This is a genomic window from Thiomonas sp. OC7 (assembly GCF_900634595.1).
GTDB classification, from domain to species: Bacteria; Pseudomonadota; Gammaproteobacteria; order Burkholderiales; family Burkholderiaceae_C; genus Thiomonas; species Thiomonas arsenitoxydans.
Window position 1 is genome coordinate 322767 of record NZ_LR131953.1, and the last position, 20049, is coordinate 342815.

Annotated in this window: 15 protein-coding genes; 2 read left to right on the forward strand and 13 right to left on the reverse strand. The window is 63.7% G+C overall.

The window, feature by feature from the left end:
- Positions 1-31: 31 nt before the first annotated feature.
- From BIO17B3_RS01590 to BIO17B3_RS01645, 12 genes are all read right to left on the reverse strand, one after another.
- Positions 32-943, reverse strand: a complete 912-nt coding sequence (locus tag BIO17B3_RS01590) for a spherulation-specific family 4 protein (protein ID WP_156052742.1) — start codon at positions 941-943, stop codon at positions 32-34.
- Positions 936-1838 carry a DMT family transporter gene (locus tag BIO17B3_RS01595; protein ID WP_156052743.1) on the reverse strand — a complete coding sequence of 301 codons (903 nt, stop codon included), beginning with the start codon at positions 1836-1838 and terminating at the stop codon, positions 936-938. The genes BIO17B3_RS01590 and BIO17B3_RS01595 overlap by 8 nt, the downstream gene beginning before the upstream one ends.
- A gap of 49 nt (positions 1839-1887) precedes the next feature.
- The gene (typA, locus tag BIO17B3_RS01600; RefSeq protein WP_156052744.1) at positions 1888-3714 is read right to left on the reverse strand and encodes a translational GTPase TypA; all 1827 of its coding nucleotides are present in this window, start codon (positions 3712-3714) and stop codon (positions 1888-1890) included.
- Complete coding sequence (gene truB, locus BIO17B3_RS01605) at positions 3711-4748, reverse strand: tRNA pseudouridine(55) synthase TruB (RefSeq protein WP_156052745.1); 1038 nt, start codon at positions 4746-4748, stop codon at positions 3711-3713. The genes typA and truB overlap by 4 nt, the downstream gene beginning before the upstream one ends.
- A 31-nt stretch (positions 4749-4779) precedes the next feature.
- Entirely contained in the window at positions 4780-5142 is a 363-nt protein-coding gene (gene rbfA / locus BIO17B3_RS01610) for a 30S ribosome-binding factor RbfA (RefSeq protein WP_013105626.1), read from the reverse strand.
- Positions 5143-5163: 21 nt separating this feature from the next.
- The gene (infB, locus tag BIO17B3_RS01615; RefSeq protein ID WP_156052746.1) at positions 5164-8085 is read right to left on the reverse strand and encodes a translation initiation factor IF-2; all 2922 of its coding nucleotides are present in this window, start codon (positions 8083-8085) and stop codon (positions 5164-5166) included.
- Between the two features lie 61 nt (positions 8086-8146).
- Positions 8147-9625 (reverse strand): transcription termination factor NusA, encoded by a 1479-nt coding sequence (nusA, locus tag BIO17B3_RS01620; protein WP_156052747.1) that lies wholly within the window; start codon positions 9623-9625, stop codon positions 8147-8149.
- Positions 9622-10221 carry a ribosome maturation factor RimP gene (rimP, locus tag BIO17B3_RS01625; RefSeq protein ID WP_156052748.1) on the reverse strand — a complete coding sequence of 200 codons (600 nt, stop codon included), beginning with the start codon at positions 10219-10221 and terminating at the stop codon, positions 9622-9624. Before rimP ends, nusA begins: the two co-directional genes overlap by 4 nt.
- 352 nt (positions 10222-10573) lie before the next feature.
- Complete coding sequence (locus tag BIO17B3_RS01630; protein WP_156052749.1) at positions 10574-12187, reverse strand: ABC transporter ATP-binding protein; 1614 nt, start codon at positions 12185-12187, stop codon at positions 10574-10576.
- Positions 12184-13251: an ABC transporter permease gene (locus BIO17B3_RS01635; RefSeq protein ID WP_156052750.1), complete on the reverse strand. Its 1068-nt coding sequence runs from the start codon at positions 13249-13251 to the stop codon at positions 12184-12186. Before BIO17B3_RS01635 ends, BIO17B3_RS01630 begins: the two co-directional genes overlap by 4 nt.
- Complete coding sequence (locus BIO17B3_RS01640; protein ID WP_156052751.1) at positions 13248-14306, reverse strand: microcin C ABC transporter permease YejB; 1059 nt, start codon at positions 14304-14306, stop codon at positions 13248-13250. Before BIO17B3_RS01640 ends, BIO17B3_RS01635 begins: the two co-directional genes overlap by 4 nt.
- Positions 14303-16177, reverse strand: coding sequence for an extracellular solute-binding protein (locus BIO17B3_RS01645; RefSeq protein WP_232054150.1), 1875 nt, complete (start codon positions 16175-16177; stop codon positions 14303-14305). The genes BIO17B3_RS01640 and BIO17B3_RS01645 overlap by 4 nt, the downstream gene beginning before the upstream one ends.
- Positions 16178-16254: 77 nt before the next feature.
- Between BIO17B3_RS01645 and fabI the strand changes: the two genes are divergently transcribed.
- Positions 16255-17064 (forward strand): enoyl-ACP reductase FabI, encoded by an 810-nt coding sequence (gene fabI, locus BIO17B3_RS01650; protein WP_013122955.1) that lies wholly within the window; start codon positions 16255-16257, stop codon positions 17062-17064.
- Positions 17065-17271: 207 nt separating this feature from the next.
- Here fabI and BIO17B3_RS01655 read toward each other — a convergent pair whose 3' ends face one another.
- Complete coding sequence (locus BIO17B3_RS01655; RefSeq protein ID WP_156052753.1) at positions 17272-18291, reverse strand: transporter; 1020 nt, start codon at positions 18289-18291, stop codon at positions 17272-17274.
- 117 nt (positions 18292-18408) lie between these two features.
- Here BIO17B3_RS01655 and BIO17B3_RS01660 point away from each other — a divergent pair, with 117 nt between their 5' ends.
- Entirely contained in the window at positions 18409-20037 is a 1629-nt protein-coding gene (locus tag BIO17B3_RS01660; protein ID WP_156052754.1) for a 3-(methylthio)propionyl-CoA ligase, read from the forward strand.
- Positions 20038-20049 lie beyond the last annotated feature (12 nt).

Below are 20049 nucleotides of genomic sequence, written 5' to 3' on the forward strand. Positions count from 1 at the left end.
ATCTACACGACAGTCCGGGAGCGATGGGGCCTCAGTTCTTGCTTTGGTTCAACGCCTGAATGATCTGGATCTGTGCCGGATAACTGGTGCTCAGCTTGGCCCACGGATCGTTGCCGCTGCCCTGATCGGTCAGATAAACATAACCGACGCCCTGCTGGTACAGACTGGAAAGCGTCTCCGCCTGAGTCTGCGTCAGATTGCTGATACCCAGCGCCAGATAGGCGAATTTCGCCGACGGGTAAGAAGCGAGGCTCGCCGGCACGGCGGGTAGATTCAGGTCTGCGCTTTCGTGCATCACCGTGATGTCGGCCGTTTGGGCGATGGACAGGTCGGGATAGGTGCCGGGATTGATGGCGACCAGCGCGGCCTGACCACTACCCGGCTGAATGTCCTGACGCACCGTGGCAGCGGCGGCCGCGTAATAACTCGCCAGGCTGCCCTTATTGGAAACCTCGTCAAAAAAAACGCCGTCCACGCCATAACACTGGGCGTAGGTCTGCACATCCTGCTGCACCAGCGAGAGCGCGCGCGAGCCGTAACTGGTGTGAACGTAGCCCAGTACTTTCACCCCGGCGGCGTGAAGCTGACCGATGCCCTGCGTGAAAGCGCTGAGCGTGGCCGAAGGCGGAGTGGTGCATGCGACCGGCCCGTTTTGCGGGTTGATGATGGCGACCGTGGGCACCGCGGCCGCATTAGCGGCCACCTCCGTCCAGGCGGGATTCTCGGCCGTCGTGTAAGTCGCGCCGCTGCCGCTGGACACCAGCGGATAGCCGTAGAGTGGCACGAGCACGCCCATCGGCGTGGTGCGCTTCAAGGCAACAGGTGTGGCGCCCGTGGTCACACTGTCGGTAGAGGCGCTGGTGCCGCCCCCGCCGCCGCAGCCTGACAACAACAAAGCCGTCAGGCCGATCCCCAGGCCTGCATGGCGCAAATTTTTAAGCATAAATTTGCTCTCCCCGTTTGATCTGCCGCCATCCCAGCAATTCGTTACCCACGAGTGCGAACATGATCAGTCCACCACCCATCAAAGTTCCGAAGCTGGGTTGTTCACCTGCGCCGATCCACGCCCAGAGAATGCCGAACACAATCTCCAGCAGACCGAGCAAACCGACCTCTGCCGGGGCCAGACGCTGAGCCGACCAGACAGCGAGCAAACCCGGCACAGCGAGCTGAAACACGCCCAAGAACGCCAGCCAGAGTAGATCGTGCAGGTCCACGCTCACCGGCCAGGCCGGAAACGCCACGGCAAGCACCGAGAACAGCGCACCCAACATCACGGTAGCCTGCATCGGCACAGCGGCCCCGGCCCGTCGCAGACTGACCCAGTTGGCCGCCGCGCTGAACGGCACGGCCAGCGCGACGAGCATACCGAGCAACTGTGTCGATCCGTTGAGGTGATGCAGGTTTTGCCAAACGATCCATCCCATGCCCGTCAGGGCAAGCGCGATGGCCAGCCAGGTCCGCGCGGGCAAGGCGTGGCGCAGCACCAGCCAACCCAGCAAGGCGGCGATGAGGGGACTGAGACTTTCGGCGATCAGGGTTTGCGCCACCGTGGTCAGGGTGAGCGCCACCATGAACGCGGTAAACATAACCCCCCAGAATCCGGCTGACAGCCACAACAGCGGCGAAGCATGCCGCACGTCGCGCGCCAGACCGCGTGGCCCTTGGCGCCAGAGCAGCCAGGCCAACACACCCAGCGCCGCGAAGCTGCTGCGCCAGAAGACCAGATCGAGCCCGTTCTGGTGATGCAGATGCCGGGTGATCACCCCCGCCACGCTCCACATCAGCGTGGCGCCCACCATGGCGAGCACGGCGCGGACGTGAGGTTTGGCCACCATCTGCCGCGCGGGGTGTAGAGCGGGATTCGGGGCGGGATTCAGAGCAGACTCAGGCCGAGCGACCGGCGCGCTTGCGCTCTTGTTCGGTCAGATAGCGTTTGCGCAGGCGCACGCTCTTGGGGGTGATTTCGACCAGTTCGTCGTCTTCGATGAACTCGACGCCATATTCCAGATTCAGGTCGATAGGCGGCGTGACCTTGATCGCATCTTCCTTGCCGGACACGCGGAAGTTGGTCAGCTGTTTGGTCCGGGTGGCGTTGACCACCAGATCGTTGTCGCGGCTGTGTATGCCCACGATCATGCCTTCGTAAACCGGATCACCTGCCTTGACGAACATGCGGCCGCGGTCATCGAGCTTGCCCAGCGCGTAGGTGAAGATTTCACCATCGTCCATGGAGATGAGCACGCCGTTCTTGCGTCCCGCGATCTCGCCCTTGTGCGGCTCGTAGCCGTCGAAAATATTGGAGATCAGGCCCGAGCCGCGGGTCAGGTTGAGGAATTCATTGGTGAAACCGATCAGGCCGCGCGCCGGAATGCGATATTCGAGGCGCACGCGGCCGCGGCCGTCCGGCTCCATATTGACCAGCTCACCCTTGCGCTCGCCCAGCGCCTGCATCACACCGCCCTGGTGCTGCTCTTCGATGTCAGCGGTCACCAACTCGATCGGCTCATGGCGCACGCCGTCCACGTCCTTGAACACCACACGCGGCTTGGACACCGCCAGTTCATAACCTTCGCGGCGCATGTTTTCCAGCAAAATCGTCAAGTGCAGTTCGCCGCGGCCCGAGACTTCGAAAATGCCGTCTTCGTCAGTCTCCTTCACCCGCAGCGCCACATTGCTCTGCAATTCTTTCTGCAGCCGATCCCAGATCTGGCGGCTGGTGACGTACTTGCCTTCTCGGCCGGCCAGAGGGCTGGTGTTGACGCAGAAGTTCATGGTCAGCGTCGGTTCGTCCACCTTGAGCATGGGTAGCGGCGCCGGGTTGAGCGGATCCGTGACGGTCACGCCAATGCCGATGTCGGCAATGCCGTTGATCAGCACGATGTCGCCCGGGCCCGCCTCGGTCACCTGCACGCGGTCGAGTCCCTGGAAGGTCAGCACCTGATTGACGCGGCCCTTGAACGAGTTGCCGTCCACCCCTTCCATTACCAGCACGTCCATGCCAGGTTTGATCGTGCCGGCATTGATGCGGCCCACGCCGATGCGGCCGACGAAGCTGTTGTAGTCCAGTGCCGAAATCTGCAGTTGAAGCGGCGCTGCCGCGTCGCCGCTATGCGGCGGCACATGCTTGAGAATGGTGTTGAACAGGGCGGACATGTCCGGGCCCCATTGCTGGCCCGGCTCGCCCTCTTCCAGCGAAGTCCAGCCGTTGATGCCCGAGGCATAGACCACGGGAAAGTCGAGCTGCTCGTCGGTGGCGCCCAGTTTGTCGAACAGGTCGAAGGCAGCGTTGACCACGGCGTCCGGCTTGGCACCCGGCTTGTCCACCTTGTTGACCACCACAATAGGCCTGAGCCCCAGGGCCAGCGCTTTTTTGGTGACGAAGCGCGTCTGCGGCATCGGGCCTTCCTGGGCGTCGATCAGCAGCACCACGCCATCGACCATGCTCAGCGCGCGCTCGACTTCACCGCCGAAGTCGGCGTGGCCCGGGGTGTCGACGATGTTGATGTGCGTACCTTCCCAGCTCACCGCGCAGTTCTTCGCCAGAATGGTGATGCCGCGCTCGCGTTCGATGGCGTTGTTGTCCATCACCGTATCCACGACTTTTTCGTGTTCGGCGAAGGTGCCCGACTGACGCAGCAGTTGGTCGACCATGGTGGTCTTGCCATGGTCGACGTGGGCGATGATGGCGATATTGCGGATGGATTTGCTCATGGTCTTGCTTCCTGATGGAGAGATTCGGGGAGAGATTCGGTTCGGGGTTGTGAAATGGGAGGCGGTATCGCAAAAGTTCTGGCAGGGGCGAGTTCGTCGGAGCAAAGCAGGCGGCGCGGCGATAACACAACCGACTCCGCGCCTTGCTCCCAGGCGCCGATGCCCAGCAGCACGGCGTCCTGGCCCGCCGCTAGCGGTCCGTAAACCCGTACGTCTTCGCCCGGCACTACAGGTTCATCCGGCGCCAAACCACTCAGACGAGCACCGTGCAAAAACCGCTGGGCCAAGGCAAGGTCGAGATTCTGACGCGGCGAAGATTGCAGCAGCACGTCGGTCGGCAGCAGCCTGCTGCGCAGATCGGCAGAGGCCAGCGCTTCGGCCTCGTCGAGCGTCAAAGCCTGTTCCAGCGAAAAACCGCCGCTTGCCGTGCGCGTCAGTGCCGCCAGATGCGCGCCACAGCCTAGCGCCTCACCGATGTCACGCGCCAGCGCGCGAATGTATGTGCCCTTGCCGCAATGCACGGCCAGCGCCAGTTGGTCGTTTTGCAGCGACAACACGTCCATCGAGTGAATTTGCACCGTGCGGGCCGCCACCTCGACGGTCTCGCCCGCCCGGGCATAGGCGTAAAGCGGCTTTCCGTCGCGCTTGAGCGCGCTATACACCGGCGGCGTCTGGCTGATGGCGCCGATGAACCGCGGTAGAACGGCATCGACCAGCGAGCGGCTCACCTGTACGGCACGGCGTTCGACGATTTCGCCTTCGGCGTCATCGGTCGTCGTGCGCTCGCCCAGTTGCAGTACAGCCACATAGCGTTTGTCGGCTTCGAGGTGACGCTGGGCGAACTTGGTCGCGGCGCCGAAGCAAAGCATCAACAGACCGTCGGCCAGAGGATCGAGCGTGCCGCCATGCCCGGCCTTCGCGGCGCGCAGCCTGCGGCGCACGCGAAACAAAGCCTGCTGCGAGGTCAACCCGCGGGGCTTGTTCAGTAGGAGCACGCCGTTGACCGCCTCCCAAGGCGTTTTCTGGACATTCATGGTGGTCAAAACCCGGGCGCGGCAAGCCGAGTCAATCGTCTTTGGCCTGTTGCGCCAAGGCCTGGCGGATCAGCCCGTCCATCTCCGCCGCCTTCTCGGTGGTCGGATCGAACAGAAAGTGCAGCGTAGGCACGGTGTGGATCTGCAGGCGCTTGAACAGCAGGCTATGCAGATACCCGGCCTTGTCGCTCAAGATCTGGCGCGCAGTGTCCGGCTCGGCGCCGATCACGCTGAAATACACCTTGGCATGGGCGTAGTCGGGCGTGAGCTGCACATCGGTGAGCGTCACCAGCCCGAGCTGCGGGTTGCGCAGCTCGCGCTGGATCAGTTCGGCCAGATCGCGCTGGATCTGGTCGGCGATACGCTGGGTGCGGTTGGGCGTTGCGCGCTTCATCTCAGTCTGGCTGCTAGCCCATTACAGGGTGCGCGCCACGTCCTTGATCTCGAAGACTTCGAGCTGATCACCCTCTTCGATGTCCTGGTAGTTCTTCAACGACAGGCCGCACTCGAAGCCTTCCTTGACTTCGCGCGCATCGTCCTTGAAGCGCTTGAGCGAATCGAGCTCGCCGGTGTGAATGACCACGTTGTTGCGCAACACGCGCACCTGCGCGGAGCGGCGCACCAGACCCGACAACACCATACAGCCGGCCACCGCGCCCACCTTCGGGATGCGGAACACCTGGCGAATTTCGACCAGACCCAGGGTCTCTTCCTTCTTGTCCGGCGTGAGCATGCCCGACATGGCCGCCTTGATCTCGTCGACCGCCTCGTAAATGATGTTGTAGTAGCGGATGTCGATGCCGTTGTTCTCGGCCAGTTTGCGCGCACCAGCATCGGCGCGGGTGTTGAAGCCGATGATCACCGCATTCGAGGCGATAGCCAGATTGACGTCGCTCTCGGAAATGCCGCCGACCGCCGCATGCACCACTTGCACCTTGATTTCGGAGGTGGAGAGCTTGGTGAGCGCATGGATGAGCGCTTCTTGCGAACCCTGCACGTCGGCCTTGATGATGAGCGGCAGGTTTTGCGCGCCTTCGTTCAATTGCTCGAACATGTTTTCGAGCTTGGCGGCCTGCTGGCGGGCCAGCTTGACATCGCGGTACTTGCCCTGGCGGAACAGCGCAATTTCGCGCGCCTTGCGCTCATCGAGCAGCACCATGATTTCTTCACCGGCGCTGGGCACTTCGGTCAAGCCTTGAATTTCCACCGGGATGGACGGCCCAGCCTCGGTCACCGGCTTGCCCAACTCGTCGAGCATGGCGCGCACGCGGCCGAATGCGGCCCCGGCGAGCACCACGTCACCGCGCTTGAGCGTGCCCGACTGCACCAGGATGGTGGCCACAGGACCACGGCCTTTGTCGAGGCGCGATTCGATCACCAGCCCTTTGGCTGGGGCGTCAATCGGGGCCTTGAGCTCCAGCACTTCGGCCTGCAGCAGAATCTGTTCAAGCAGGCTATCTATGCCTTCGCCGGTCTTGGCAGACACGGGCACGAAGGGCGAGTCGCCGCCGTATTCCTCGGGCACCACGCTCTCGGCAATCAGTTCCTGGCGGACGCGATCCGGGTTGGCCCCCGGCTTGTCGATTTTGTTGAGCGCCACCACCAAGGGCACGCCTGCCGCCTTGGCGTGGGCGATCGCTTCCTTGGTCTGCGGCATCACGCCGTCGTCTGCGGCCACCACAAGAATGACGATATCGGTCGCTTTCGCACCACGCGCCCGCATGGCCGTGAAGGCTTCGTGACCCGGGGTGTCGAGGAAGGTGATGATGCCGCGCGGCGTTTGGACGTGATAGGCGCCGATGTGCTGCGTAATGCCGCCAGCCTCGCCTGCCGCCACTTTGGCGCGGCGGATGTAGTCGAGCAGCGAAGTCTTGCCGTGGTCGACGTGACCCATGACCGTGACCACCGGCGCTCGCGGAAATTGTTCCGCGTCGGCCATCGCGCCTTCGCCGTCTTCCGTCAGGAAGTTTTCGGGATCGTCGAGCTTGGCGGCAACGGCGGTATGACCGAGTTCCTCGACCACGATCATCGCAGTTTCCTGATCGAGCACCTGGTTGATGGTCACCATCTGTCCCAGCTTCATCAGGCTCTTGATGACCTCGGCGGCCTTCACCGACATCTTGTGCGCCAATTCGGCCACGGTAATGGTCTCGGGCACATGCACCTCGCGCACGATCATCTCGGCAGGCGCTGCCTGCACATGCTGCTCACCGCCCCGATCATTACGTCCGCCGCGACGCCCACCCGTCGTTTTCGGGCCGCGCCAGCCACCCGGCGCTCCGGTGGGATTGCCGCGGGGTTTGATCGACGCACCGCGCTTTTTCGCCGCGTCGTCCGCCCAGGAGGACGACAGCTTTTCCGACTTGACCTGCTTGTCGTCTTTCTTCGCCGCAGTACCCGGCGCGGCCGTGGCACTGGCCCCGGCCGTCTTGGCTGCACCCGCCGCCGGTTTGTGGATCGTGCCCTTGATGGTGCCGCTGACGGGAGCTGCCTCGGCCGTCTTGACCGCAGGTTTCTCGGCGCGCATCACCGTGCGCGGGCGGGCCATCATGTCGCGAATGGCGGCGGCTTCCGCCTCGGCGGCCTTGCGGCGCTTTTCGATCTGCGCCAGTTTGGCGGTTTCTTCGGCGTCCTGCTTCTTCTGCGCCGCGGCGCGCTCGGCAGCAGCGGCCTGCGAACTCGCCAAAGCCGAGGCAGCCGCCTCGCTCGCTTGCGACGGTTCCTTGTCTTGCTTGTCTTGTATTTGCGCGGTCGGCTCGGCCGTCACGGTCGCGGGCTGTTGCGACTTGGCTGCAGCCTCGCGGGCCGCCTGAGCCTCGCGCTCGGCCTGCTCGCGGGCTTGCTGCTCCTGGCGCTCCTGGGCAGCCCGACGTTCCTGCTCGGCTGCGCGCTGCGCAGCCAGTTCTTCGGCCTGGCGCGCGAGCAAATCGGCCTGTCGCTGCGCCTCGGCCTCGCGGCGTTGGAGTTCGGCATCATCCACCACCGGCTCGTTCGACTCGGGTGCAGCCGACGCCTCGGCAACCGGTGCGGATTCGTCGCGCTTGACGAACACGCGCTTTTTGCGCACTTCCACGTGAATGGTGCGCGCCTTGCCCGTGGCGTCCGCCTGCTTGATCTCGCTAGTCTGTTTGCGGGTCAGGGTGATTTTTTTGCGCTCGCCGCCAGCAGCACCGCCATGCGCCGCGCGCAAGTGCTCGAGCAGGCGGGCCTTGTCGGCCTCACTGATGACGTCGTCTGCCGCGCGCGCTCCGACTCCCGCCTGTTGCAGTTGTTCCTGCAAGAGGTTCAAGGGTTTGCCGAGTTCTGCAGCGAGTTGTGAGACGGTATGACTGGCCATTGATGGTGTGTCCTAGTACGGCTTGAAACGTGTGAAGTGCGGGCGACAGGTTCGGAGGGGTTCAGGCGTCGAACCAGTGCGCACGCGCCTTCAGAATGAGGTCGGCGGCCCGGGCCTCGTCGGTGCGGAGAATGCCGGTGAGCTCGTCGGTCGCCAGATCGCCCAGATCGTCAAGGGTGAGCACACCGGCTTCGGCCAGCAGGGCCAGCTCGTCTGCGCTCAGGCCCTCGAGCGCCTTGAGCGCCGGATCGACTTCATCGAGCTTCTGCTCGCGCGCGATTTCCTGCGTGAGCAAGGCATTGCGGGCGCGTTCGCGCAGTTCATTGACCGTGTCTTCATCGAAGGCCTCGATCTCCAGCATTTCGTTGATCGGCACGTAGGCCAGTTCTTCGAGGCTGGTGAACCCCTCGGCAATGAGAATGTCAGCCACTTCCTGATCGACGTCGAGCTTTTCGACGAACAGGCTACGCATTTTCTGCGTTTCCTGGGTGTTGCGGGCGTCGGACTCTTCGGCGCTGAGAATATTGATCTTCCACCCCGTCAACTCGGAGGCCAGCCGCACGTTCTGCCCGGTGCGGCCGATGGCCAGCGCCAGATTTTCCTCGTCCACAGCCACATCCATGGCGTGCTTTTCTTCGTCCACCACGATGGACGAAACATTCGCCGGCGCCAGCGCGCCGATGACGAACTGAGCCGGATCTTCCGACCAGAGCACGATATCGACCCGTTCGCCGCCGAGTTCATTGGTCACCGCGGTGACGCGCGAGCCGCGAATGCCCACGCAGGTGCCGATGGGATCGACACGGCGGTCGTGCGACACCACCGCAATCTTGGCGCGCACACCCGGCTCACGGGCGCACGACTTGATTTCCATCAGGCCCTGCTCGATCTCGGGCACTTCCAGGCGGAACAACTCGATCATGAATTCCGGCGCGGTGCGCGAGATTTCGATCTGCGGGCCGCGGGCGGTGCGGTCGATCTTGGTAATCACCGCGCGCACCCGGTCACCCACCCGCAGGTTTTCCTTCGGGATCAGATCGCTTCGGCGCAGTCGCGCATCGACCTTGCCCGATTCGATGATGAGGTCGCCCTTGTCGAGACGCTTGACCGAGCCGTTGAAAATCTTGTCGTTGCGGGCCAGGAAATCATTGAGGATCTGCTCGCGCTCGGCGTCACGGATTTTCTGCAGAATGACCTGTTTGGCCGCCTGCGCGCCGATTCGGCCGAAGGCGATGCTCTCGATCGGTTCCTCGATGTAGTCGCCCACTTCGATATCGGGAATCTGTTCCCGCGCTTCGAACAGCAGAATTTCGCTGTCGGGCAACTGCAGCCCGGCTTCGTCCGGCACCACATGCCAGCGGCGGAAGCTTTCGTATTCGCCGGTATTGCGGTCGATCTGCACGCGCACATCCGCCTCGCCTTCGTACAGACGCTTGGTTGCGGAGGCTAGCGCGGCCTCGACGGCGCCGAAGACGACATCGCGATCGACATTCTTTTCACGCGCCAGGGCGTCCACCAACATCAAAATCTCGCGACTCATTTTCGACCACTCCCAAAATCGACAACAGGCACCAGGCGCACATCGCGCACCTCGGCCAGACTGAAATTCATGACGGACAACACGTCCTGCTCTTCTGCCTTGGAAGCGACAGGCGCTCCGACAGCTTTCGGCTTTTTGTTCGCGGCGCCGGGTTTGCCTTTGCCTTTGCCTTTGCCTTTGCTTTTGCTTTTGCCTTTTTCACCCACCTCAGGCGGCGACAAGGCGACGGAAAAACGCCCCGGCTCGTCGTCTTGCGAGCGCTCGAGCAAAACGCCGCGGTACTTCTTGCGACCCTGAAACGGCACGCGAAGAACGACGTCGATCTCCAACCCGGCAAATCGCACAAAATCTTCTGCCTTGCGCAGAGGACGGTCCAAGCCGGGAGACGACACCTCCAGACGACCGTAGTCCACGTTTTCCACTTCAAACACATACTGCAACTGACGGGTCACCCGCTCGCAGTCTTCCACCGTCACCGGGGCGCCGTCGGCATGATCGATGGTCACGCGCAGCAAGCCGCGCGGAAGGTGTTCCACCTCCACGAGTTCCAGTCCAAGACTGGTGACTGCCGTATCGATTGCCTGTGCTGCACTCATGCGTTTGCCAATATTCCGTTCATCACCTGACCGCAAATCTCGTCAATCGCCCGCCGCGCAAGCAAAAAAAAAGGGCGATGACGTCGCCCAGTTTTTGCTCACTGCTGTGGTCGGGCCCGCACACTGCGCTCTCCCGGTGTTCTGCCACTGCCAAGCGACTGCTCTTTGACTACTTTTTCTTTGAAAACTGCGCTCTGAACTGCGCCCTCTATGCCCCATCAGATAAAGTCTGGTAAAGCCTGAGTCTGAAATTCTCGGAAATTTTCTTGCGGTCAACAAAAAAGTGGATTATAGAGAGGAAGGAACTTTTTGGCAATAACGCGGCTCGGCTGCTCACACTTTGCGCCATCCATCAGCGCACTTCTTCCCCCAGATCGGATGCTGCGAGCAAGGCCTGGGTGTAGGGCTGGCGTGGCGCACGCAGCACGGCGTCTGTCGGCCCTTGTTCGACCACCTTTCCCTGGTGCAGCACTAGCACACGGTGCGACAGCGCGCCAATGACCGACAGATCGTGGCTGATGAGCACATAGGCCAGTCCGTGCCTTTGCTGCAATGCAGCGAGAAGATCAAGTACCTGCTGCTGCACAGAGACGTCGAGTGCGCTGGTCGGCTCGTCGAGGATGAGCACCTTGGGCTCCAGAATCAAGGCCCGCGCGATCGCGATGCGCTGGCGTTGCCCACCTGAAAATGCGTGCGGATAGCGTTGCATTTCGGCCGGAGAAAGCGGCAAGCCGACTTCTGCCAGAATCTGCTGGGCGCGCTCGCGACGTTGCACGGCATTCCACTCGGGGCGATGAATTTCCAGACCCTCTTCGACGATCTGCGCCACAGTGCGCCGTGGCGACAGACTGGAAAACGGGTCCTGGAACACGATTTGCGCCTGCGCGCGCAAGGGGCGCAGCGCGGCAGCGGACAACCGGGCCGGATCGCGTCCCAGCAGACTCACCTCCCCGCCCTGTCGGCGCAGCAGACCGAGCAGTGCGAGCGCGAGGGTCGATTTGCCGCTGCCCGATTCGCCCACCACGCCCAAGGTCTGCCCTGCGGGCAATTCCAGCGAAACGTCCTGCAGCACGGTGTGCCAGTGTTTGCGCCAGAAACCGCTGTTTTGGGCGAAGCGCACACTCAGCGCGCGCGCCTGAAGCACGGTGGGCGGCGGCGCCGCATTATTTTCGGGTTCCTGCACAAGGCGGCGCGGGCGGCTGCGCAGCAGCATTTGCGTATAGGGGTGCTGCGGCGCGGCGAATACTGCGGTAACCGTTCCGGCTTCCACCACCCTGCCCTGCTGCATCACGGCCACGCGGTGCGCGTAGCGCCGCACCAAATGAAGGTCGTGGGTGATGAACAGCAAGGCCAGGCCGTACTCGGCCTGCAAGCCGTCGAGCAGATCGAGAATCTGGCGGCGCACGGTTACGTCGAGCGCGGTGGTGGGCTCGTCGGCCAGCAGCAGGCGGGGGCGGCAAGCCAGCGCCATGGCAATCACTACCCGCTGCCTCTGGCCGCCGGAGAGCTGATGCGGATAGTCCGCCGCACGCCGCGCGGGCTGGTCGATGCCCATCTGCCCCAGCAACTCCACGGCCCGCGCCCAAGCCGCGCGACGCGACAGCGCCTCGTGCAGCTCCAGCACCTCGGCAATCTGCCGCCCGACCGGATGTAGCGGGTTGAGCGCGGTCATCGGCTCCTGAAAGATCATGGCGATGTCTTTGCCGCGCAGACCGCGCATCTGGCGCTCGCTCAGCGTGGAGAGTTCGCGCCCGTCGAACATCACACTGCCGGTTTGTTGCGCCCCGTCCAGCAGCCGCAGCAAGGCCAGCGCCGAAACGGTCTTGCCCGAGCCGGATTCGCCGACGAGCGCGACTTTTTCGCCCGCGGCGATGTCGAGATCGACGCCATGCACCACGGTTTGGGCGCCAAAACGCACCTGCAGATCGCGTACTTTGAGCAAAGGGGTGGAAGGCATGTCGCTCATCCCCGGCCCGCGCCGGTGTGCCGGGGGTCCAGGGCGTCGCGCAGCGCCTCACCGATGAAGGTCAGCAGCAAAAGAATGCTCACCAGCGCGCCGAAAGCTGCCGCTGAAATCCACCACGCATCCAGGTTGGCCTTGCCCTGCGCCAGCAGTTCGCCCAGACTGGGCGTGGGCGGCGGAACGCCCAGACCGAGAAAGTCCAGACTGGTGAGCGCCAGCAGAGCCCCACTCATGCGAAACGGCAGAAAGGTGACCACCGGCGTCAGGCTGTTGGGCAGGATGTGCCGCCACATGATGCGCGCGTGCGACAGCCCCAGCGCCTGCGCGGCGCGCACGTAGTCCATCTGCCGGTTGCGCAAAAACTCGGCGCGCACATAGTCGGCCAGCCCCATCCAGCCGAACAGAGAGAGCAGCACCAGCAGCAAGGCCAGGCCGGGCGCGAACACCGCCGAAAAAATGATCAGCAGATACAGCTCAGGCATCGATCCCCAGACCTCCATCAGCCGCTGTACCGACAGATCGATGCGCCCGCCGAAATAGCCCTGCACGGCGCCGATGAGCAGGCCCAGCAGCGTGCCCGTGACGGTGAGCGCCAGCGCGAACAGCACCGACAGCCGGAAGCCGTAGATCAGCCGCGCCAACACGTCACGCCCGCGATCGTCGGTGCCCAGCCAATGTCGCGCCGAGGGCGAAGAGGGAAAAGGCCGCTGCGCGAAGTAGTCGATGGTGGTGGCGCTGTAGGGAATGGGGGGATAGAGCGCGAAATTTCCGGGGACCGACAGCTTGGCGCGAATGTAGGGGTCGAGATAGTCGGTCGGCGTGTGAAAGTCGCCGCCAAACGTGGTTTCGGGATAGCTGTGCAGCAGCGGCAGATAAAACCGTCCGTCATAGCGCACCAGCAGCGGTTTGTCGTTGCTGATCACGGGCGCGAGCAGACTCAGGCCGAACAGCAGCAGAAACAGCCACAGGCTCCAGCGCCCCAGGCGATGCGCCTTGAACCGCGCCCATCCCTGCGTGAGAAAGGGATGGCGCGCGGGCTGCGCCTGCGCCAGCGCGGCGGCGCTCACCGCAGCGCTCCGAACTGGATGCGCGGATCGACCCAGACATAGCTCAGGTCGGCAATCAGTTTGGTGAACAGTCCGATCAGGGTAAAGAGATAGAGCGAGCCCATCACCACCGGATAGTCGCGCCGCATCACGGCTTCATAAGACAGCAGTCCCAGCCCCGGCAGCGAGAACAGGGTCTCGATAAGCAGCGAGCTGGCGAAGAACGCACCGATGAACGCCGCGGGGAAGCCCGTCACCAACGGCACCAGCGCATTGCGCAGCACATGCCGCCACAGCACGGTGCGCTCGCTCAGCCCTTTGGCGCGCGCGGTCAGCACATATTGCTTGCGGATTTCCTCCAGAAACGCGTTCTTGGTCAGCATGGTGATGATGGCAAAGCTGCCCGCGGTAGCGGCCAACACCGGCAAGGTGATGTGCCACAGATAGTCGGTGATCTTGTGCCACAGGCTGAATTGCGACCAGCCGTCGGACACCAGCCCGCGCAGCGGAAACCATTGCAGCCAGGTGCCGCCCGCAAACAGCACCAGCAGCAGCACACCCAGCACGAAGCCCGGAATGGCGTAGCCCACCAGCACCGCAATGCTGGAGGACACATCGAAGCGGCTGCCATGCCGCACCGCCTTGGCGATGCCCAGCGGAATGGAAATCAGATAGGTGAGCAAAAAATTCCACAAGCCCAGCGAGATGGAGACTGGCAGCCGCTCTTTGATCAGCGTCCACACCGCTTCGTGGTGGTAATAACTGCGGCCGAGGTCGAAATGCGCAAACTGCCACAGCATGTCGAGGTAGCGCTGCAGCGGCGGCTTGTCGAAACCGTAGAGCTGGCGCAGCTCGGCGAGTTGCTTGGGCGAGATGCCCTGCGCACCACGGTAAATACCTTGCGCCGTGGCGGCTTCACCTGCCGCACCGCCTTCCTTGCCGCGCAGTTGCGACACCATCTGCTCCACCGGCCCGCCGGGGACGAACTGCACCACGATGAAGGTGAGGGTGAGCACGCCCAGCAGAGTGGGAATCATCAGTAGTACGCGCTTGAAAATATAGGCCCAGAGATTCATGCCGACGCTCCGGAAGCGGGTTTGGCATCAGCCCACCAGCACTGCACCGCCCAGCCTTCTGGCTGGTAGTACAGCGGCAAGGTCTTCGGCCAGGAAAATTTGTGTGCGGCAATCGCCACCCGGAAAGTGTCGCTGTACCACTGCGGCACCGAATACCAGCCGCAGACCAGCACGCGGTCGAGCGCGCGGCAGGCCGTTTGCAGCGCCTGCATGGAGGTGGCCGCCACCACGCGCTCGATCAACGCATCGACGGCCGGATCGCGCAAGCCCCAGACATTGTCCGAGCCCTGCACCGAAGCAGCGCGCGAGCCGAAGCGGTCGAACAGCTCGTTGCCCGGGCTGGTACTGCCGCCGTAGCGGATGGTGGTCATGTCGAAGTCGAAAGTGTCCATGCGCTGCTGGTACAGCGCGAAATCCACCAGGCGATAGTTGAGCGTGATGCCCAGCCGTTGCAGCGCCTGCGAATAAACCGAGATGATGCGCGACATCGAACCCTGGCTGTCGAGGTAATCGATCACCAATGCCTGCCCCTTGGCGTTGCGCAGAGCACCATCGCGCCAGTGCCAACCGGCCTGCTCCAGCAGCGCGCGCGCCTTGAGCAGATTGCCGCGCAGGCTGTTCGGCGGGGCCGTCGATGGCATGCTCGGCAAGGCGCCGAAGGCCTGCGGCGGCAACTTGGCGCGCAGCGGCTCCAGCAAGGCCAGTTCATCCGGCCCCGGCGCGCCATGCGCGTCGAACGGCGAATTGGCGAAATAGCCTTCGATGCGCTTGTAGGCGCCATAGAACAGCATGCGGTTGAGCCACTGGAAGTCGAGCGCCAGCGCCAGCGCCTGACGCACCCGAACGTCCTGAAACTGCGGACGGCGCAGGTTGACCACGAAGCCCTGGAACCCGGCCGGATTGTGATTGGGCAGCTCCAGTTTTTTCAGCGCGCCGCTGTCGAACTTCGGGCCGCGATACTGCCGCGCCCAGTTGCGGGCGATGAACTCCTGCAGCAGGTCGTACTCCCCCGCCTTGAAGGCTTCGAGCCGCGCTGTGCCGTCGAGATAAAGCTTGTAGCTCACCTCGGAAAAATTGAACTGCCCGCGACGGGTGGGCAAGTGCCAGCCCCAGTAATTGGCGCGGCGGGCGTAGGTGATGTCGCGCTGCTGCGAGGTGCGGGCGATGCGGTAGGGGCCACTGGCGATGGGCGTGTCGATCACTTCGTTGAACGCGCGCTGGCCCGCCCACTTGGGCGAAAACACCGGCAGGCCCGCAAGCAAAATGGGCAGCTCGTGATTGCGCCGCTTGAAGGTAAAGCGCACCTGACGCTCATCCAGCGCGGCCACGCCGGCCACGTCGGCGTAGATACTGGCGAACTGCGGCGCGGCGGCGCTGCTGACAAGGGTGTTGTAGCTGTAGGCCACGTCGTGCGCGGTCACGGAGTCGCCGTTGGAAAACCGCGCCAGCGGGTTGAGGTGAAACAGCACGGAAAGTCCGTCTGCCGCCACGGAAATATCGTCGGCCAGCAGACCGTAGACAGTGTTGGGTTCGTCCCAACTGGCGGTCATCAGGGTCTCGAACACCAGGGTGTTCAAGCCCGGCGCGGCGTTGCCTTTGAGGGTGAAGGGGTTGAGCTTGTCGAAGCTGCCGCCCACGGTGGGCGGCGTGAGCACCAGGCTGCCGCCGGCCGGCGCTTGCGGATTGACGTAGTCGAAATAGGCGAATCCGGGCGGATACTTCGGCTGGTCGTACAGCGCGTAGGCCGGTTGTTCCGGCTGTTGTTCCCGCTGACTCGCCCACGCCGCCCCAAACGGAAACAAGCCCAGCGGCAGGCTTTGCAACAAGCGGCGGCGGGCGGGAGATAGCGGACGGGACAGGGCGTGTGCCATGCGAGAATTCTGCATGACTTGCCACGGCTGCGTGGCAAACCCCCGCAAGACTGCATCACAACTGAAAGCGCCCCATCATGGCATTCCTTCAAGGCAAACGCATTCTCATCACCGGTCTGCTGTCCAACCGCTCCATCGCCTACGGCATCGCCCAGGCCTGCCACCGCGAGGGCGCCGAGTTGGCGTTCACCTATGTGGGCGAACGCTTCAAGCAACGCATCACCGAATTCGCCGCCGAGTTCGGCAGCACCCTGGTGTTCGACTGCGACGTGGGCGACGACGCCCAGATCGAGGCCACCTTCAGCGGCTTGGCGGCGCATTGGCCGCAACTCGACGGCCTGGTGCATTCCATCGGTTTCGCGCCGCGCGAGGCGATTGCCGGCGACTTCATGGACGGCCTTTCTCGTGAAGGATTCCGCATCGCCCACGACATCTCGGCCTATTCCTTCCCCGCGCTGGCCAAGGCCGCGTTGCCGCTGCTGAGCAAATCGGTGGAGGCGGGCCAGATGCCCTCGCTCATCACCATGACCTACCTGGGCGCAGAGCGCGTGGTGCCCAACTACAACACCATGGGCGTGGCCAAGGCCGCACTCGAAGCCACGGTGCGCTTCATGGCCGAGTCGCTGGGCCCGCGCGGCATGCGGGTGAACGGCGTGAGCGCCGGGCCGATCAAAACCCTGGCCGCCTCGGGTATTGCCGACTTCGGCAAGATGCTCAAGTTCAACGAGGCCAACGCCCCGCTGCGCCGCAATGTGGACACCCAGCAGGTCGGCAACGCTTCGGCCTTTTTACTGTCCGATCTGGCGGCCGGCATCACCGCGGAGATTCTGCACGTCGATGCCGGCATGCACGCCGTGGTCGGCGGCATGGCCGCTCTGGGCGAGTAAGTCACACGCCCGGCGTGGAAGTCGGGTGAGCCATGCGGACACGAATCGTTCCCGTGATGTGCTTTGCCGCCATCTCTGCGGCACCCCTTCTCACCGCTTGCGGCAAACGGACTGAATCCCAGTCCATCGCCGGGGCAAGCGGCGTGCCTGACTATCTCGCGGGCGCAACCGCCTAATTCGGCTGGTCGAAGTGACGCGCTAAAGAGGTCAGTCGTCTCGCCGACGAAACAGCAGCCACGCCAGCAGGCCGGAGGCCGTCAGCACCACGGCCACCATGGTCCAGAACCCGGCCTTGTCTTCCGCGAAGGGAATGCCGCCCACGTTCATACCGAACAGGCCGGCGATCACATTCATCGGCAGCGCCACCACCGTCACCGCGGTGAGCACGAACAGGGTGCGCCCGGTGCGTTCTTCAATGCTGGCGGCGATTTCTTCCTGCAGCAGCTTGATACGCTCCTGCTGCGCCACGAGATCGCGCAGCACCACCGAGAACTCCTCGGTGGAATGCCGCAGTTCCTCCCAGTCCTGCGGCCCGAGGCTTTGCGGCGGACGACTGAGCAGGCGGAACATGGCCGCGGGTTCAGGCGCCAGCAGGCGTTGCAGCCGCAACAGATTGCGGCGCAGCGCACCGAGTTGCACCCGGCGTCGGCCCAGACGGCCGGCCAGCAGCTGATCTTCGATGGCATCAACCTTGCTGGCGGCGCCGCGCAGAATGGCGATGAGTTCGTCGGCCTGATCGCGCAATAGATGATCGACCAGCGACAGCGGCGAGGGAAACGTCTCGCCCGCCTTGACCGCGATTCGCAGGCGGTCGATGGCCCGCAGCGGCTGCATGCGCACGCTGATGACCCGGCGCCGCTCCACACTCATCCACAGGGTGGAGACCTGCAGCGATTCGCGCTGTGCGAAGTCGTACACCACATCGTTCACCACGGCCACCAGCGCCTGATCCACCACTTCCAGCCGGGTGGAACGCACCCCCTCGCGCAGGGTCTCGAAGCAATGCGCGGCATGCGGCAGGTTCGCCAGCAACCACTTTTCAGCGGTGACATTGGCCGCGTTGAAATGCAGCCAGACGAAAGACTCCCCCTCCGTCGGCGCCGCATCACCGAACCAACGCTCGGCTTGGTACAGATCCAGCGCTTGGCCGCGCCCCTGTGCATCGAACAGATAGCCGCAGATCAAGCCGGATTGGCCAGGTGCAAAAACAGAAACGGGTACGGTCATGGGCGGGATGGCGAGAGTGGCAAGCCCAATGATCGCAAACTCCAGTGAATACCCTGTCATGCACCTCTCAGCCCGGCAATGCAACAATTGGTAAACATCACAAAACAGGAGACTGCCATGCTGGGCTTGATGCAAAACCATCCGCTGATGATTTCTGGCCTGCTCGATTTCGCTGCGCGCTATCACGGCGACACCGAAATCGTCTCTCGCCGGGTAGAGGGCGATGTTCACCGCACCACTTATGCCCAAGTGCAGCAGCGCGCCGCGCAGTGCGCCAACGCGCTCGACGCGCTGGGGCTGGCGGCGCAAGACCGCGTGGGCACGCTCGCCTGGAACGGCTACCGCCACTTCGAGCTGTATTACGGGGTGTCGGGCAGCGAGCGCATTCTGCATACCCTCAACCCCCGGCTGCATCCCGAGCAGATTGCCTGGATCATCAACCACGCGGATGACCGCGTGGTGTGCTTCGATCTCACCTTCGCCCCCATTGCCAAGGCCGTCGCCGCGCATTGCCCCGGCGTGAAGCACTGGGTGGCGCTGTGCGAAGCTGGCGCCCTACCCGCCGATCTGGCCGAGGCCATTCCAGGGGTGCTGAGCTATGACGAATTGCTCGCAGCCCAACCCACCCGCTACGCCTGGCCCGTGTTCGACGAAAACACCGCCTCCTCGCTGTGCTACACCAGCGGCACCACCGGCAACCCGAAGGGCGTGCTCTACAGCCACCGCTCCACCGTGCTGCACGCCTACGCCGCCGCCCTGCCCGATGTGATGAACCTGTCGGCGCGCGATAGCGTGTTGCCCGTGGTGCCCATGTTCCACGTCAACGCCTGGGGCATTCCCTACGCGGCGGCGCTGACCGGCGCCAAGCTGGTGTTCCCCGGCCCGGCGCTCGACGGCAAATCGCTGTTCGAACTGATGCGCGACGAGGGCGTGACCCTGGCCGCCGGCGTGCCCACCGTCTGGCTCGGACTGCTCAATTTCATGCGCGACAACAAGGTCAGAATTCCCAGCTTGCAGCGCACGGTGATCGGCGGCGCCGCGGCCGCCCCGGCCATGATCCGCGCCTTCGAAGAGGAACTCGGCATCCACGTTCTGCACGCCTGGGGCATGACCGAAATGAGCCCGCTGGGCACCTTGTGCAGCCTGAAAAACAAACACCTGGCACTGGATAAAGCATCGCAATTTTCCATTCAGGTCAAGCAGGGGCGGCCGATTTTCGGAGTGGATGTGCGGGTGGTGGACGGCAACGGCGACGACCTGCCGTGGGACGGAAAATCCACCGGCAACTTGCTGGTGCGCGGGCCGTGGATTGCGAGCGACTACTACCGCAGCGAGACGCCCAGCCCATTGCAGGACGGCTGGTTTCCCACGGGCGACGTGGTCACCATCGACGCCGACGGCTACATCCAGATCACCGACCGCACCAAGGACGTGATCAAGTCCGGCGGCGAATGGATCAGCTCCATCGAACTGGAAAACATCGCCATGGCCCACCCTGCCGTGGCCATGGCCGCCTGCATCGCCCGCCCCGACCCGAAGTGGGACGAACGGCCGCTGCTGGTCGTGGTCAAGCGCGAAGGCTGCGCGCTGGAGCGCAACGAGCTGCTGGCGTTCTACGAAGGCAAGGTGGCCAAATGGATGATCCCGGACGATGTGGTCTTCGTCCCGGCCATTCCCTTGGGCGCCACCGGCAAGATTCTGAAAAACCGCCTGCGCGCTGAATTGACCGCGTCCCCGCAAGCCTGAGGTAAGACTCGG